Annotated in this window: 8 protein-coding genes and 4 pseudogenes; 2 read left to right on the plus strand and 10 right to left on the minus strand. The window is 64.2% G+C overall.

The genetic code is table 11. From position 1 onward, the window contains the following. Positions 1–37: 37 nt before the first annotated feature. The 6 genes and pseudogenes from fusA to G205_RS12650 form a co-directional block, all read right to left on the minus strand. Positions 38–2,152, minus strand: a complete 2,115-nt coding sequence (fusA, locus tag G205_RS12625) for an elongation factor G (RefSeq protein WP_009358311.1) — start codon at positions 2,150–2,152, stop codon at positions 38–40. 69 nt (positions 2,153–2,221) lie between these two features. Next, positions 2,222–2,691 (minus strand): annotated as a pseudogene (gene rpsG / locus G205_RS12630) (30S ribosomal protein S7). A 1-nt stretch (position 2,692) separates the two neighbouring features. Next, the gene (gene rpsL, locus G205_RS12635; protein WP_009358312.1) at positions 2,693–3,067 is read right to left on the minus strand and encodes a 30S ribosomal protein S12; all 375 of its coding nucleotides are present in this window, start codon (positions 3,065–3,067) and stop codon (positions 2,693–2,695) included. 375 nt (positions 3,068–3,442) lie between these two features. After that, a pseudogene (locus G205_RS12640) lies at positions 3,443–7,341 on the minus strand (DNA-directed RNA polymerase subunit beta'). A gap of 159 nt (positions 7,342–7,500) precedes the next feature. After that, positions 7,501–11,008: pseudogene (rpoB, locus tag G205_RS12645) on the minus strand (DNA-directed RNA polymerase subunit beta). Positions 11,009–11,316: 308 nt separating this feature from the next. After that, a complete protein-coding gene (locus tag G205_RS12650; protein WP_009358313.1) occupies positions 11,317–11,781 on the minus strand; it encodes a hypothetical protein in 465 nt (154 codons plus the stop codon). A gap of 229 nt (positions 11,782–12,010) precedes the next feature. On the opposite strand from G205_RS12650, the gene G205_RS12655 reads away from it, so the two are divergent. Both G205_RS12655 and G205_RS12660 read left to right on the plus strand, forming a co-directional pair. Further along, complete coding sequence (locus G205_RS12655; RefSeq protein WP_009358314.1) at positions 12,011–13,210, plus strand: acetyl-CoA C-acetyltransferase; 1,200 nt, start codon at positions 12,011–12,013, stop codon at positions 13,208–13,210. Beyond that, entirely contained in the window at positions 13,210–13,707 is a 498-nt protein-coding gene (locus G205_RS12660; RefSeq protein ID WP_009358315.1) for an aminoacyl-tRNA deacylase, read from the plus strand. The genes G205_RS12655 and G205_RS12660 overlap by 1 nt, the downstream gene beginning before the upstream one ends. 67 nt (positions 13,708–13,774) lie before the next feature. Here the strand turns inward: G205_RS12660 and rplL are convergent, their stop codons facing one another. From rplL to G205_RS12680, 4 genes and pseudogenes are all read right to left on the minus strand, one after another. Then, on the minus strand, positions 13,775–14,152 hold the full coding sequence (gene rplL, locus G205_RS12665) for a 50S ribosomal protein L7/L12 (protein WP_009358316.1): 378 nt from the start codon (positions 14,150–14,152) through the stop codon (positions 13,775–13,777). Between the two features lie 78 nt (positions 14,153–14,230). Continuing rightward, positions 14,231–14,775 (minus strand): annotated as a pseudogene (gene rplJ, locus G205_RS21165) (50S ribosomal protein L10). A 361-nt stretch (positions 14,776–15,136) separates the two neighbouring features. Next, positions 15,137–16,255: a GNAT family N-acetyltransferase gene (locus tag G205_RS12675; RefSeq protein ID WP_009358318.1), complete on the minus strand. Its 1,119-nt coding sequence runs from the start codon at positions 16,253–16,255 to the stop codon at positions 15,137–15,139. Between the two features lie 8 nt (positions 16,256–16,263). Continuing rightward, positions 16,264–17,121 carry a GNAT family N-acetyltransferase gene (locus G205_RS12680; protein ID WP_009358319.1) on the minus strand — a complete coding sequence of 286 codons (858 nt, stop codon included), beginning with the start codon at positions 17,119–17,121 and terminating at the stop codon, positions 16,264–16,266. Positions 17,122–17,349 lie beyond the last annotated feature (228 nt).

Genomic DNA, 17,349 nt, shown 5'->3' on the forward strand with positions numbered 1-17,349 from the left:
GGCGCACCCGAGGTGTTCGCTTTGAAAGTCCGAAGGACTACTCGCCGCGGCTCTTCTGGATGATCTCGTCGGCAACTGCCTTCGGGACCTCGGCGTAGCTGTTGAACGTCATGGAGTAGACAGCACGGCCCTGGGTCTTCGAACGCAGGTCGCCGATGTAACCGAACATGCCGGACAGCGGAACGTGTGCACGAACAACCTTGACGCCTGCTGCGTCCTCCATGGACTGCATCTGGCCACGACGGGAGTTGAGGTCACCGATAACGTCACCCATGTATTCCTCAGGGGTGCGGACCTCGACATCCATCAGCGGTTCGAGCAGAACCGGGTTTGCCTTCCGCGCAGCTTCCTTGAAAGCCATGCGGCCGGCGATCTTGAACGCCATTTCCGAGGAGTCAACATCGTGGTAGGCGCCGTCAATCAGCGTTGCCTTGATGCCGACAACCGGGTAACCGGCCAGCACACCGTCATTCAGGGCGTCCTGGATACCGGCGTCCACAGACGGGATGTACTCGCGCGGAACGCGGCCACCGGTGACCTTGTTCTCGAACTCGTACAGCTCGCCCTCGGCCGTGTCCAGCGGCTCGATCGCGATCTGGACCTTTGCGAACTGGCCGGAACCACCGGTCTGCTTCTTGTGCGTGTAGTCGTGGCGCTCCACGGCACGCTTGATGGTTTCGCGGTAAGCAACCTGCGGCTTGCCCACGTTGGCCTCGACCTTGAATTCGCGGCGCATGCGGTCCACCAGGATGTCCAGGTGGAGTTCGCCCATGCCGGCGATGATGGTCTGGCCGGTGTCTTCGTTGAGGGACACCTGGAAGGTGGGGTCCTCAGCGGAGAGCTTCTGGATGGCCGTGGAGAGCTTCTCCTGGTCACCCTTGGTGTTCGGCTCGATGGCCACGGAGATCACGGGCTCCGGGAAGCTCATGGACTCGAGGACGATCTGGTTGTTGGCATCACACAGGGTGTCGCCCGTGGTGGTGTCCTTCAGGCCGATCGCTGCGTAGATGTGGCCGGCGGTGGCTGCCTCAACGGGCATTTCCTTGTTGGCGTGCATCTGGAACAGCTTGCCGATGCGCTCCTTCTTGCCCTTGGTGGAGTTGACCACCTGGGCTCCGGATTCAACGTGGCCGGAGTACACGCGGATGAAGGTGAGCTGGCCGAAGAACGGGTGTGCCGCAATCTTGAACGCCAGGGCCGAGAACGGCTCGTCGGCGGAAGGCTTGCGGGTCAGTTCCTTCTCTTCGTCCTTCGGATCGTGACCGATCATCGGAGGAACGTCGAGCGGGTTAGGCAGGTAGTCCACCACTGCGTCGAGCATGGGCTGCACGCCGCGGTTCTTGAAGGCGGAGCCACAGAAGACCGGGTACAGCTCGGAGTTGATGGTCATCTTGCGGATGCCGGCCTTGAGCTCGTCGATGGTGAGCTCTTCGCCTTCGAGGTACTTCTCCATGAGTTCCTCGGAGGCCTCGGCAACGGTCTCAACCAGCTGCGCGCGGTACTCTTCAGCCTTCTCCTGGAGGTCAGCCGGGATCTCCTGGATCTCGTACTTCGCACCCATGGTGACGTCACCCTTGGCATCGCCGGGCCACACCAGTGCGCGCATGTAGAGCAGGTCCACGACGCCGATGAAGTCGTTCTCGGCACCGATGGGCAGCTGCATGACCAGCGGCTTGGCACCGAGGCGGCTGATGATGGTGTCTACGGTGAAGTAGAAGTCAGCACCCAGCTTGTCCATCTTGTTGACGAAGCAGATACGCGGGACGTTGTACTTGTCAGCCTGGCGCCACACGGTCTCGGACTGCGGCTCAACGCCTTCCTTGCCATCGAAGACGGCAACGGCGCCGTCGAGGACGCGCAGGGAGCGCTCTACCTCAACGGTGAAGTCAACGTGGCCGGGGGTGTCGATGATGTTGATCTGGTTGTTTTCCCAGAAGCAGGTCACGGCGGCAGACGTGATGGTGATGCCGCGTTCCTTTTCCTGTTCCATCCAGTCAGTGGTCGAAGCGCCGTCGTGCGTTTCGCCGATCTTGTGGTTCACACCCGTGTAGAACAGGATGCGCTCGGTTGTGGTGGTCTTGCCGGCATCAATGTGGGCCATGATGCCGATGTTGCGGACCTTACTAAGGTCGGTAAGCACGTCCTGTGCCACGGGGTCTCCTTTTGGGATGGACTACGCGTTCGCCGCCGGCTCTTTTGAGCCGGCGGCGTCCGGGGAGTATTACCAGCGGTAGTGTGCGAAGGCCTTGTTGGACTCGGCCATCTTGTGGGTGTCTTCGCGACGCTTCACAGCGGCACCGAGACCGTTGGAGGCATCCAGGATTTCGTTCTGGAGGCGCTCGGTCATGGTCTTCTCACGGCGGGCCTTGGAGTAGCCCACCAGCCACCGCAGGGCGAGTGCGGTGGAGCGGCCCGGCTTAACCTCAACCGGAACCTGGTACGTGGCGCCACCGACACGGCGGGAGCGGACCTCGAGGGAAGGCTTGACGTTGTCCATGGCCTTCTTCAGGCTGCTACGGGGTCGCCGCCGGACTTGGCGCGTGCGCCTTCGAGGGCACCGTAGACGATGCGCTCTGCCGTGGACTTCTTGCCGTCAACGAGCACCTTGTTGATGAGCTGGGTTACCAGCGGGGAGCCGTAAACCGGATCCGAAACGAGCGGCCGCTTGGGGGCCGGACCCTTGCGAGGCATATTACTTCTTCTCCATCTTTGCGCCGTAGCGGCTGCGGGCCTGCTTACGGTTCTTCACGCCCTGGGTATCGAGGGCGCCACGGACGATCTTGTAGCGGACACCCGGGAGGTCCTTAACACGACCACCGCGAACGAGCACAATGGAGTGCTCCTGCAGGTTGTGGCCAACACCGGGGATGTAGGCGGTTACTTCCACGCCGCCGTTGAGGCGCACACGTGCCACCTTACGCAGAGCCGAGTTCGGCTTCTTGGGGGTGGTGGTGTAGACGCGGGTGCAAACACCGCGGCGCATCGGGCTGCCCTTAAGCGCGGGAGCCTTGGTCTTTGAGACCTTAGGCGTGCGGCCCTTGCGGACCAGCTGGTTAATCGTAGGCACTCTCGTGTTCTCCGTTTTATCCGGAACAGCCGCTTCCGGCCGCTCTCTTGTTGCGTTGCCCCGCCGCCCGGGCCCTTGGAGGAATCTCCGGAGGCGGCGAAGGCGAAGCCTTAATAGTCGGATCCCATGCCCGTGACCCGACTCGCGTCAAAATGTCCCTAGGCATGCGAAAATGTGGCATACGTTGCACAAGAACCCTGCAAACCGGAAACGTCGCTCTGGCTCAGCCTTTCAGCTGGTGCCGGCGCACTCATCCACTGCCACAATAACAATTGGTAACAAGTCTAGCATGGACGGCCTCCATGCCTTAATCGGCCCTGTTAAACGGGGATGGTCCCGCACCGTACGGTGCGGGACCATCCCTTACAGGCACGTCTACCGGAAGTCGTTGCCCAGGTCGTAGTCATCCAGCGGGATGGCGTGGAACTCAGGAGCTCCGTCGCCGCCCAGGGTGTCGTACGAGAAGTCACTGAATGCGCTGGGGCCTGTGAACAGGTTGGCCTTCGCTTCCTCAGTGGGCTCGACGGTGACCTCGGTGTAGCGCGGGAGGCCCGTGCCGGCCGGGATCAGCTTACCGATGATGACGTTCTCCTTGAGGCCAAGCAGCGGATCGCTCTTGCCTTCCATGGCCGCCTGCGTCAGGACGCGGGTGGTCTCCTGGAAGGAAGCTGCCGACAGCCAGGACTCGGTGGCCAGCGATGCCTTGGTGATACCCATGAGCTCGGGACGTCCGGATGCCGGAGTCTTGCCCTCGGATACAACGCGGCGGTTGGCGTCCTCGAAGCGGCTCCGCTCGGCGAGTTCGCCGGGGAGCAGGTCCGATTCGCCGGACTCGATGACCGTGACGCGGCGCAGCATCTGGCGGACGATAACCTCGACGTGCTTGTCGTGGATACCGATGCCCTGGCTGCGGTACACGCCCTGGACTTCGTCCACCAGGAACTTCTGTGCAGCACGCGGACCCATGATGCGCAGGACCTGCTTGGGGTCCACCGGTCCGTTGATCAGCTTCTGGCCGACGGTGACGTGGTCGCCATCCTCGATCAGCAGGCGTGAACGGCGAAGGACCGGGTAGGCGATCTCTTCGGTTCCGTCATCCGGGGTGATGACCAGGCGCATCTGGCGCTCGGACTCTTCGATGGTGATGCGGCCGGCTGCTTCAGCAATCGGTGCGACACCCTTCGGAGTACGGGCTTCGAAGAGCTCCTGGATACGGGGCAGACCCTGGGTGATGTCGTCGCCACCGCTGGCGGAAACAGCACCACCGGTGTGGAACGTACGCATGGTCAGCTGGGTACCGGGCTCACCGATGGACTGTGCGGCGATAATGCCCACGGCCTCGCCGATGTCCACGGTCTTGCCGGTGGCCAGTGAACGGCCGTAGCACAGCGCACAGGTTCCGACGCTGGACTCACAGGTGAGTACGGAGCGGACCTTGACCTCGGTGATGCCTGCCTTGAACAGCTCATCGATCACCACGTCACCGCAGTCGGTGCCGGCGGCTGCGAGGACCTTGCCCTCGGAGTCCACGACGTCGACGGCGAGCGTACGTGCGTAGGCACTGTTCTCGACGTTCTCGTCCAGCACCAGCTCGCCATTGGCGTCGGCGACGGCGATGGGCGTGACCAGGCCGCGCTCGGTGCCGCAGTCCTCTTCGCGGACGATGACGTCCTGGGACACGTCCACCAGACGACGGGTCAGGTAACCCGAGTTGGCGGTACGCAGAGCAGTATCGGCGAGGCCCTTACGGGCACCGTGCGTGGCGATGAAGTATTCCAGCACCGACAGGCCCTCACGGTAGGAGGACTTGATGGGGCGCGGGATGATTTCACCCTTCGGGTTGGCCACCAGGCCACGGATACCCGCGATCTGGCGGACCTGCATCCAGTTACCACGTGCACCGGAGGACACCATGCGGTTAATGGTGTTCATCGGGGACAGGCTCTCGCGCATCACCGAAGCGATCTCGTTGGTTGCCTTGTTCCAGATCTCGATCAGTTCCTGGCGGCGCTCGTCGTCGTCGATCAGGCCCTTGTCGTACTGGCCCTGGATCTTCGCTGCACGCTCCTCGTACCCGGCAAGGATTTCCGGCTTTGCGGCCGGGACCTCGATGTCGGAGATGGCGACGGTGACGCCCGAGCGGGTGGCCCAGTAGAAACCGGCGTCCTTCAGGTTGTCCAGCGTGGCAGCCGTGACGACCTTCGGGTAGCGCTCGGCGAGGTCGTTGACGATGCGGGACAGTTCGCCCTTGTCGGCAACAGCCTCAACCCACGGGTAGTCCTCAGGCAGGGTCTCGTTGAAGAGCACCTGGCCCAGGGAGGTCTGGACGAGCGCGGGCTGGCCCGGCTCCCAGCCCTCGGGGGCTTCCCAGCCGGCGTACGGCACGAAGCCTTCGAGGCGGATCTTGACCTGCGAGTTCAGGTGCAGCTCGCGGGCGTCGAACGCCATGATGGCCTCGGAGACCGAGCCGAAGATGCGGCCCTCGCCGGCCGAACCCTTCCGCTTGGTGGTCAGGTGGTAGAGGCCGATGATCATATCCTGCGACGGCAGGGTGACCGGGCGTCCGTCCGAGGGCTTCAGGATGTTGTTCGAGGACAGCATCAGGATGCGGGCCTCAGCCTGGGCTTCAGGCTCAGCGGCAGGTGGACTGCCATCTGGTCGCCGTCGAAGTCGGCGTTGAAGGCGCCACAGACCAGCGGGTGAAGCTGGATGGCCTTGCCTTCAACGAGCTGCGGCTCGAACGCCTGGATGCCCAGGCGGTGCAGGGTAGGTGCACGGTTGAGCAGCACCGGGTGTTCGGTGATGATCTCTTCGAGCACGTCCCAGACCTGCGGACGGTAACGCTCCACCATGCGCTTGGCCGACTTGATGTTCTGGGCGTGGTTGAGGTCAACCAGGCGCTTCATCACGAACGGCTTGAAGAGCTCCAGCGCCATCTGCTTGGGCAGGCCGCACTGGTGCAGCTTCAGCTGCGGGCCGACGACGATGACCGAACGGCCGGAGTAATCGACGCGCTTGCCGAGGAGGTTCTGGCGGAAACGGCCCTGCTTGCCCTTAAGCATGTCGCTCAGGGACTTCAGCGGACGGTTGCCCGGGCCGGTGACGGGACGGCCGCGGCGGCCGTTGTCGAAGAGGCTGTCAACAGCTTCCTGAAGCATGCGCTTCTCGTTGTTGACGATGATCTCCGGCGCACCCAGGTCAAGCAGGCGCTTGAGGCGGTTGTTGCGGTTGATCACGCGGCGGTACAGGTCGTTGAGGTCGGAGGTCGCGAAGCGGCCACCGTCCAGCTGGACCATGGGGCGCAGTTCCGGCGGGATCACCGGGACGGCGTCGAGGACCATGCCAAGCGGGCTGTTGTTGGTGGTCAGGAACGCATTGACCACCTTGAGGCGCTTGAGGGCGCGGGTCTTGCGCTGGCCCTTGCCGTTGGCGATGACGTCGCGGAGCAGGTCGGATTCGGCCTGCATGTCGAAGCTTTCAAGGCGCTTCTTGATCGCTTCGGCACCCATGGAGCCTTCGAAGTACATGCCGTAGCGGTCACGCAGTTCGCGGTACAGGCCCTCGTCACCTTCGAGGTCGGCGACCTTCAGGTTCTTGAAGCGGTCCCAGACCTGCTCGAGGCGCTCGATGTCGGCGTCGGCACGCTTGCGCACGTTCGCCATCTGGCGGTCGGCGGAGTCGCGTGCCTTCTTCTTGTCGGCAGCCTTGGCGCCTTCGGCCTCCAGGCGCGCGATTTCGCCCTCGAGGTCGCGGGCAATCGCGGCGATATCGGAATCGCGGTTGTCGATCAGCTGCTTCTTCTCGATGTCGTGCTCAACCTGCAGGTTGGGCAGTTCCTCGTGGCGGGCCGCCTCGTCGACGCTGGTGATCATGTAGGCAGCGAAGTAGATGACCTTTTCGAGGTCCTTCGGTGCCAGGTCAAGGAGGTAGCCCAGGCGGGACGGAACACCCTTGAAGTACCAGATGTGCGTGACCGGTGCGGCCAGCTCGATGTGGCCCATGCGCTCGCGGCGGACCTTGGCGCGGGTGACTTCGACGCCACAGCGCTCACAGATGATGCCCTTGAAGCGCACGCGCTTGTACTTGCCGCAGTAGCATTCCCAGTCGCGGGACGGGCCGAAGATCTTCTCGCAGAAGAGGCCGTCCTTCTCGGGCTTGAGCGTGCGGTAGTTGATGGTTTCCGGCTTCTTAACCTCGCCGTAAGACCAGCCGCGGATGTCTTCCGCGGTGGCGAGGCCGATCTGCATGAGGCCGAAGGAGGATTCGCTGGACATATGGTCCCTGTTCTCTCTTGTTCTCTAAATTCTGAAGTCTTTACGGTGCCGGGGTTTCGACTCGGTTGTTGAGCCTGTCGAAACACAACCACCGGGCACCTTGGGTGCGGGAGAAGGAAGGAGGACGACGGCGGACGCGGCCCGCCGTCGTCGGACTCCTTAGACCTCTTCTACGGAGCTGGGCTCTGCACGAGACAGATCGATGCCCAGTTCCTCCGCAGCCGTGAAGACTGCGTCATCAGAGTCACGCATTTCAATTGTGGTTCCGTCCGTGGAGAGGACTTCCACGTTCAGGCACAGCGACTGCATTTCCTTGATCAACACCTTGAAGGACTCGGGAACACCCGGCTCCGGGATGTTCTCGCCCTTGACGATCGCCTCGTAGACCTTCACGCGGCCGTGGATGTCATCGGACTTGATCGTGAGGAGTTCCTGGAGCGTGTAGGCGGCGCCGTAGGCTTCGAGCGCCCACACTTCCATTTCACCGAAGCGCTGGCCACCGAACTGCGCCTTACCACCCAGCGGCTGCTGCGTGATCATGGAGTACGGGCCGGTGGAGCGGGCGTGGATCTTGTCGTCCACCAGGTGGTGGAGCTTCAGGATGTACATGTAGCCGACCGAGATCGGATCCGGGAACGGCTCGCCGGAGCGGCCGTCGAACAGGCGGGTCTTGCCGGAGGAGTTGATCAGGCGCTCACCGTCGCGGGTCACGTTGGTGGAGTCCAGCAGGCCCGTGATTTCCTCTTCGCGGGCGCCGTCGAACACCGGAGTGGCAACAGTGGTGGGGCCACTCTCGCGCGGCAGGTTGGGCAGCTGCTTGACCCACTCGGGCTCGCCTTCGATCTTCCAGCCGGTCTTGGCGACCCAGCCAAGGTGCGTCTCGAGCACCTGGCCGACGTTCATACGGCCCGGAACACCCAGCGGGTTCAGGACGATATCAACGGGGGTACCGTCCGCAAGGAAGGGCATGTCCTCGACCGGGAGGATCTTGGAGATAACGCCCTTGTTGCCGTGGCGGCCGGCGAGCTTGTCGCCGTCGGTGATCTTGCGCTTGGCAGCCACGTAGACGCGGACCAGCTGGTTGACGCCCGGGGGCAGCTCGTCATCGTTGTCGCGGTCGAAGACGCGGACGCCGATGACGGTGCCGGACTCGCCGTGGGGAACCTTCAGGGAGGTGTCGCGCACTTCGCGGGACTTCTCGCCGAAGATGGCGCGCAGCAGGCGCTCTTCCGGGGTCAGCTCGGTTTCACCCTTCGGGGTGACCTTTCCGACCAGGATGTCGCCGGCTTCGACCTCGGCACCGATGTGGATGATGCCACGCTCGTCCAGGCCTGCCAGGACTTCCTCGGACACGTTGGGGATGTCACGGGTGATTTCCTCGGCACCAAGCTTGGTGTCGCGGGCATCGATCTCGTGCTCCTCGATGTGGATGGAGGAAAGGACGTCCTCGGCAACGATGCGCTGCGAGAGGATGATGGCGTCCTCGAAGTTGTGGCCTTCCCAGGACATGAATGCCACGAGCAGGTTCTTGCCGAGGGCAAGCTCACCCTGGTCCGTTGCCGGGCCGTCGGCGATGATGCCGCCGACCTCGAGGCGCTGGCCTTCGTTCACCAGGACACGGTGGTTGTAGCAGTTGCCCTGGTTGGAGCGGGCGAACTTGTTGATGCGGTAGTTGGTTTCCGTGCCGTCGTCGTTGAGCATGATGACGAGTTCGGCGGAGACCTCGGTGACCACACCGGCCTTCTTGGCGATGACCACGTCACCGGCGTCCACGGCAGCGGCGCGCTCCATGCCGGTGCCCACGAACGGGGCCTCGGAACGGACCAGCGGCACGGCCTGGCGCTGCATGTTGGCACCCATGAGTGCGCGGTTGGCGTCGTCGTGCTCGAGGAACGGGATCAGGGCCGTAGCCACGGACACCATCTGGCGCGGGGACACGTCCATGAACTCGACGTCTTCAGCCGGAACCAGGACGGGCTCGCCTCCACCACCACGGGCACGGACCAGGACGGTCTCTTCCGCGAAGCGCTTGTTCTCGTCCAGCGGCGCGTTGGCCTGGGCGATCAGCACCTCAGCCTCGTCGTCGGCCGTCAGGTACTGGACGTCGTCGGACACGACGCCGTCCTTGACCTTGCGGTACGGGGTCTCGATGAAGCCGAACGGTTGATGCGTCCGTAGGATGCCAGCGAACCGATCAGACCAATGTTCGGGCCTTCAGGGGTTTCGATGGGGCACATACGTCCGTAGTGGGACGGGTGCACGTCACGGACTTCCATGCCGGCGCGGTCACGGGACAGACCACCGGGGCCAAGGGCCGACAGGCGGCGCTTGTGGGTCAGGCCCGAGAGCGGGTTGTTCTGGTCCATGAACTGCGACAGCTGGGAGGTTCCGAAGAACTCCTTGATGGCTGCAACCACGGGGCGGATGTTGATCAGGGTCTGCGGCGTGATGGCCTCGACGTCCTGGGTGGTCATACGCTCGCGGACAACGCGCTCCATGCGGGACAGGCCGGTGCGGACCTGGTTCTCGATGAGCTCGCCGACCGCGCGGATGCGGCGGTTGCCGAAGTGGTCGATATCGTCGATCTCGACGCGCAGGTCCACTTCCTGGCCGTCGCGGACGCCCTTAATGGTCTTCTCGCCGGCGTGCAGCGCGACGAGGAACTTGATCATGGCAACGATGTCTTCAACGTGCAGGACCGAGGCTTCCTTGTCGCCAAGGGAGCGGTCGATGCCGAGCTTGCGGTTGATCTTGTAGCGGCCGACCTTGGCCAGATCGTAGCGCTTGGAGTTGAAGTACAGGTTGTCCAGCAGGGACTGGGCAGCCTCGACGGTGGGCGGCTCGCCCGGACGCAGCTTGCGGTAGATGTCCAGCAGCGCGTCTTCGCGGGTCTCGGTAGCGTCCTTCTCCAGGGTGGCGCGCATGGAGTCGTACTGGCCGAACTCTTCGAGGATCTGGCCTTCGGTCCAGCCAAGGGCCTTCAGCAGGACGGTGACGGACTGCTTGCGCTTGCGGTCGAGGCGGACGCGACCTGGTCGCGCTTGTCGATTTCGAGCTCGAACCATGCACCGCGGGACGGGATGATCTTGGCAGTGAAGATGTCCTTGTCGCTGGTCTTGTCAGCGGCGCGCTCGAAGTAGGCGCCCGGCGAACGGACCAGCTGGGAGACGACGACACGCTCGGTGCCGTTGACCACGAAGGTGCCCTTCTCGGTCATCAGCGGGAAGTCGCCCATGAACACGGTCTGCTGCTTGATTTCGCCCGTGTTGTTGTTCATGAACTCGGCCTTGACGTACAGCGGAGCCGAGTAGGTTGCGTCCCGGTCCTTGCACTCGGCCATGGTGTACTTGGGGTCGGCGAACTCCGGATCGGAGAAGCTCAGGGACATGGTGCCCTGGAAGTCCTCGATCGGGGAGATTTCTTCGAAGATGTCCGAGAGGCCGGACGTGGTGGCGACGCTGAGATCGTTTTCTTCGACAGCCTTTGCTACGCGTGCCTGCCAGCGTTCGTTGCCGACCAGCCAGTCAAAGCTGTCCGTCTGCAGGGCAAGCAGATTCGGAACGTCAAGAGGTTCGTGAATCTTTGCGAATGAAAGCCGGCGAGTGGCACCATCAGTGCTGTCGGCGGTGTTAGCGGTTTCGTTATTAGAGGTGCTCGAGGCGACCAAGAGGGATCCTTCCACAGACCTTCAGGCGTTTTCAGATCTCCCCCGCTGTGCACCCTGCAGACAGAGTCCGCAGCGCTACCATCCGGTTCCGCTATATGACCCGGGGCCGGCACCGACTATGCTGTGACGTTGTTACGGCACGTTGATTGTCAGCTGCCAGGCAAAGCCCACCGCTATATGAAGGCTGAAGGTAAACAGGGAAGACGCAAATATCTACGATACGGCAAAATAACCTACGTGTCTACCCCACATCCGGCCGGAATGCAAGCACTTGTTTTGAGGTGCGCCGGATACCCTGCCGGAACCCTTCAGAGCCGGAGGGTGACCCCTTCCGCCGTGCAGGTTCCGGAGTTCGCGAAGACCGCATCGCGCACGGCGTCCCGCGATTCCTGGGCTGGCGCCCCGCCGGCTTCCGCCGTCGACGAATGGTCGATGGCCAGCAGGCTAAGGGCAGCGAACAGGCCCCGCAAGTCCCCCGCCACGGTGTCCTTCGCGTCCTCGGCCTGAAGGTAGATGTCCTCATAGCCGCCGGCGTCGTCCGCCCTAACGGCTGCATACTCGGCGAACAGGGAGTTGAACCGCTCGCATGCCTCCCGCGCGCCTGAGGCTGCGGCTGGGGCGCCGGACGGCGCTGACGGCGCCGGTTCGGTCCCGCCGGAAGCCGGCGCCACGGATTCCGACGGCGACGGTCCGGCAGGTGCCGGGGCAGAGACCGAGCAACCGGTCAACGCCGCCAGGCCGGCAGCGGCCACGAGGGCCAGAGTCTTCTTCACTTTTACTTCTCCGTCCGCCCGGCGTCCGGGGTCCCCACCGGCAATACTGTCCGCCGCCCACCCTACGCAGGCAGCCGCCGTCGTGCATCCCGAAACGATGGGGACCTCTCCCCTGGCGCCAGGCGCACAGGGCGGAATGCACATAGCCGCTCCGGCGTTTGAATAGTTAGGTGACCAGGGTCACGATAGCCTTGGTGGCTTACATCGGATCAGAGCGGAAGAGATAACCATGGCCAACTCTCCAGACAACAGCGACGTTGTTATCCTCGCGGCAGCACGCACTCCAACAGGCCGGATCAACGGCCAGCTGGCGAGCTTCACCGCCGTCGATTTGGGAGCCCACGCGATCAGGGCTGCGCTGGAGGCCAGCGGCGTGGACGCTGGCGACGTCGAGGCGGTGATCATGGGCCAGGTCCTGCAGGCCGGTGCCGGCCAGAACCCTGCCCGGCAGAGCTCCATCGGCGCCGGCATCGGCTGGAATGTTCCGGCGGTGACGGTCAACAAGGTGTGCCTCTCGGGCCTGACTGCGGTCATTGACGCCGCCCGGATGATCCGCGCAGGCGAGGCCGCCGTGGTGGTGGCCGGCGGCCAGGAGTCGATGACCCGGGCACCGCACCTGCTGCCCGGCTCGCGGCAGGGCTGGACCTACGGCTCCATCCAGGCTTTGGACGCCGCCGCCCACGACGGCTTGACCGACGCCTTTGACGGCCAGTCGATGGGCCTGTCCACGGAAACCCGGAACCTCACCCTGGGCATCGACCGGACGTCACAGGACAACGTGGCTGCGCAGTCGCACCAGCGCGCGGCGCTGGCGGCAAAGAACGGAACGTTCGACGACGAGATCGTCCCCCTCAGCGTGAAGCAGCGCAAGGGCGACCCCCTCGTGGTGGACACTGACGAGGGCGTCCGCCCCAACGCCTCCGTCGAGTCCCTGGCCGGGCTGCGGGCTGCCTTCGTCACTGACGGCACCATCACCGCCGGCAACTCGTCTCCCCTGTCCGACGGCGCCGCCGCCCTGGTGCTGGCCTCGCGGGCTTATGCCGAGGCCCACGGGCTGGAGTACCTGGCCGTGGTGGGCAAGCCGGGACAGGTGGCCGGACCGGACAATTCCCTGCATTCGCAGCCTTCGAACGCCATCATGAACGCGCTGGGCCGGGCCGGGTGGACCACGGCGGACCTGGACTTCATCGAGATCAACGAGGCCTTCGGATCGGTGGCCGTGCAGTCACTCAAGGACCTGGACTACCCGCTGGAGAAGTGCAATATCCACGGCGGGGCCATCGCCCTGGGGCATCCCATCGGCGCTTCCGGTGCACGTCTGGCGGTCCATGCCGCCCACGAGCTCAAGCGCCGCGGAACAGGCAAGGCCGCCGTGTCCCTGTGCGGGGGCGGCGGGCAGGGCGAGGCGCTCCTGCTGTACCGCGACTGATGGCGGGGGCAGCCTCGAACGGAGCGGACGGCGCCGGGCAGGAACGGTTCCTGGCCGACGCCGCCGCCCGCGGCCTGAAGGTCGACATCGTGGAACGCCCGGCCGCCCGGAGCCTCGAGGAAGCGGCGGGCATCCTGGGAATCAGCCCCGCCGACATCGTGAAATCGCTGGTGGTCAAGCACAAGGACGGGACTTTCCTGTTCGCGCTGGTTCCGGGCGACCGGCAAATTTCCTGGCCGAAGCTGCGCACCCTCGTGGGGGTCAACAAGCTGTCCCTGCCGCCAGCGGACATGGCGCTGGAGGCAACCGGGTACGAACGCGGCACCATCACCCCGCTGGGAAGCACCACCCCGTGGCCTGTCTATGCGGATGCCACCATTACCGGCCGGCGGATCTCCATGGGTGCCGGCGCCCACGGCTACAGCGCCTTCGTCGACGCCGACGCCCTGACGTCCGCCTTGGACGCCGTGGTGGCTGACATCTCCGATCCCGCCTAGGACCCCGTCCAGGACGCAGAAAACCCCGCCCACCGGAGTGGACGGGGTTTTCCAGGAGTATGCGCTGTTACTTGAGGGTAACGGTGGCGCCTGCAGCCTCGAGCTGCTCCTTGGCCTTCTCGGCAGCTTCCTTGTTTGCACCTTCGAGGACAGCCTTGGGGGCACCGTCAACCAGGTCCTTGGCTTCCTTGAGGCCGAGGGAGGTGATGGCGCGAACTTCCTTGATGACTGCGATCTTCTTGTCGCCAGCAGCTTCGAGGATGACGTCGAAGTCGGTCTTCTCTTCAGCCTCTTCTGCAGCACCGCCGGCAGCGGGGCCAGCAACTGCAACAGCAGCAGCGGTAACTTCGAAGGTCTCTTCGAAGAGCTTGACGAACTCGGAGAGCTCGATGATGGTCAGTTCCTTGAAAGCTTCAATGAGCTCTTCGTTGCTGAGCTTCGCCATGGTAGGCGTCCTTCCTGTTGTGGTGTCCGGCAGGCTCATCGCCCGGCCGTGCACCTGAGTCTTGTGGGGTAAAGAGAATTAGTTCTCTTCGGCTGCGGGAGCTTCGGCAGGTGCTTCGGCTTCGGCGGCGGGAGCTTCTTCAGCGGCGGGCGCCTCGGCAGCAGCCGGAGCACCGTTCTCTTCTTCAAGCTTGAGGCGCAGTGCGTCAATGATGCGTGCAGCTGCGGCGGCGGGAGCTTGAGGACGCCTGCAACCTTGGCGAGCTGCAGCTCGCGGGACTCGAGCGCTGCCAGTTCGGCAACCTCGCTGGCGTTCAGTGCCTTGCCCTCGAAGTAGCCGGTCTTGATGACCAGCTGCTTGTTGGCCTTGGCAAAATCCGTCAGGCTCTTGGCAGCGGCAACTGCGTCACCCTTGATGAACGCGATTGCAGTGGGGCCGGCAAGCTGGCCGTCGAATGCTTCGACGCCGGCTTCCTTGGCTGCAATGGCGGTCAGGGTGTTCTTGACGACCGCGAACTTGGTGTCCTGGCCGAGAGAAACACGCAGCTGCTTGAGCTGTGCAACGGTGAGCCCGCGGTATTCGGTCAGGACAGCGGCGTTCGATTCCTTGAAATCGTTAGTGATCTCAGCTACTGCTGAAACCTTGGTAGCGTTGCCATAACCCTCCTTCCGGGGATAGTGCCGGGTATTCGACGGTCCCCGCTCAAGAGAGCTAAAACTAAAAACGCCCCGCGCAGATGCACGGGGCTTGGCTCAACACGGTTCTCCATGGAGCTTTGCTTCGTTCACCTGCGCCGGCCGCCCTATGTTCAGGGGCCTTCGTAAGGAAAACCACGGCACCTCCCGCGCAGGACAGCAGAGTTGCGCCATGTCCGGGAGAGTGGATTTCCAATAACCGACGGTCTTTGGTCATCCCAGTCTACGGGAGGGCATGACGGACCGCCAAATCGTGCCCCTGCCACTCCTTCAGGGGCGCGGCAGGCCGTCAGCTGTTCCGGCTCTGCAGCTTGGGAAGTTCCTTCTGCCAGATGCCTGTGACCCCGGCGGTGCGGAAGCCCAGCTGCTGGTTGACTGTCAGCAGGTACCGGTTTTCCGGGGCATTCCAGGTGTAGATCACGCGGGCATCAGGAAACTGCTCTGTGAGCCGTTCCATGTTGGCCACCTTGATCAGCAGCCCCAGCTTGTTGCCCCGGTGTTCCTGCAGCACCAGCGTGTCGTCCTGAAACACCACGTCCGTGCGGTGCGCCAGCACCGTAATGGTGGTCAGCCCCACCAGCGAACCGCTGGCGATGTGCTCGACGGCGGTGACCACCGTCCGCCTGCCCTGCGCAATGGCGACGTCCTCCGCTTCACGGAGGATGCCGCCGTCGAACACCATGTCCTGCTCCACCGGCACGTCCAGTGCGGGGTCCACATCCGCGCCCGCCTGGTTCTCCAGGACGGCGACGGCTTCCAGCCACCGGTCGGGGCAGCGGTCAGTCCAGTGGTGCAGCCGGTACCGGCCGTTGTTCGCCTCGTCCGCCTCGGCCTGCAGGTCGGCCACGAGCTTCGAATCCAGCGGGAGTGAACACGAACTGAACTGCTCGATGTGCTGCAGCGTGTAGCCCGTCTTCTGGGCGAACTCCACTTCCCGGCTCTCCAGCGGGACGAACCCCAGCCCCGAACCCGGGACCAGCAATGCCTTCTCAAACTCGTGCAGGGAAGCACCAGGGTGGTTCGTGTCCACCAGGATCATGGTGCGACCCTCAGCGCGGGCCAGGTGTTCGGCGGCTTCGAGGAGGCGGCGGCCCACGCCCTGGCGCTGGAACTCGGGCAGGATGTCGAGGGTGAACTCCGCAAGGTCCAGGTGGTCCGTCATGGGCAGGGCGATATCCACGGTGCCCACGATTTCGCCGTCGACTTTTGCCACCAGGATGAGCTGGCGCTCGTACGGGTCCTCGAACTCGAGAAGCTTCTCCAGCGGCCCGTAGGCGAGGTCGTCACTCCCCCAGGTCTGCATCCTGACCTTGCGGCCCACTTCGACGGCGGCCAAAAAGTCCGCCGCGTCCGGAGAGTCCAGCGAGTCGGGGATCCAGAGCTGCTCGATCTTCACGTCTTTTGCCATATGGGGCATCATCCCAGCCGTTTCTGCCACTCACCCTCATAGCCTGCAGGTGTGAATCCAAGCGCAATATTAATCGCCAGCATATGCTGGTTTTCGTTGGCGTTCCATGTCAAGACCGACTTCGCTGCGGGCCATCTGTCCTGGGCCACCTGCAGGTTGCTGATCTTGATCAGCATCCCCAGGCGGTGCCCCCGGTGCTGGCCGGACACCAGGGTGTCCTGCTGCAGGATGACTCCGGGGACCTCCGGCCGCCAGTTGAGGACGGTGTAGGCCACCAGTTGGCCGGTAGGCCTGTGCATCGCTGCTGACACCACGGACTGCACGCCGCTGCGGGCAAGCATCTCCTCGTCCCGGCGAACCCTGTCCGCGTCCCAGAGTTCGCCCTCCCAGTCCATTCCGGCCGTGGGCACATCAACACTCATCCGGGCGTTCAGCTGCGCGTAGCTGTCCACGAGTTCGGCGGGGCAGGCATCAGCCCATCCCACGAGCGTGTAGTCCCCCGCATGGGCGGACGCGGCAGCCTCCAGTGCGGCCAGCCGCTCGGGCGGCACGGGCAGGACAAGGCGGCTGGACGTCTCCACCTGTTCAAGCTCGTAGCCTCCGGCCGCCGCGAAGGCGGTGGAAGGCTCCCCCGCCGGCAGCCCCCCGGCCCCGGATTTTGCGGGCAGCAGCGGACCTGCGCCTTCCATCACGTGTGCCGGCAGTTCAAAGTAGCCGTCCAGCGAGGTACGGCCGTGCTGCTGCGCCACGTCCTCGGCAAACAGCAGGAGCTGGCGGCCCAGTCCGCGCCTGCGGTACCCGGGTGATACCAGGACGTTGATGCCGGCCGTCCACAGGTTCTCCCGCAGTGCAGAGCCACCGAGCACATACCGACGGTTTTCCCGTCGATCCGGCCCACGAACAGGTGCCGGGCCTCATAGGGGGTTCCGCGCCAGTGTTCCAGTTCCTCGGCGAGGGTGTACCCGCGGTCAAGGTTGCCCCAGGTCTCCAGCTCGTGCGCCTGCCGCATTTCCTGGCAGTCAAGGAAGTCCCGTGCGTCCTGTGCTTCGTCCAGGGACCCGGGCATCACGACGGCGGTAATCGCCAGGCCGTTC

This window comes from Arthrobacter nitrophenolicus (assembly GCF_000332815.1).
GTDB lineage: Bacteria > Actinomycetota > Actinomycetes > Actinomycetales > Micrococcaceae > Arthrobacter > Arthrobacter nitrophenolicus.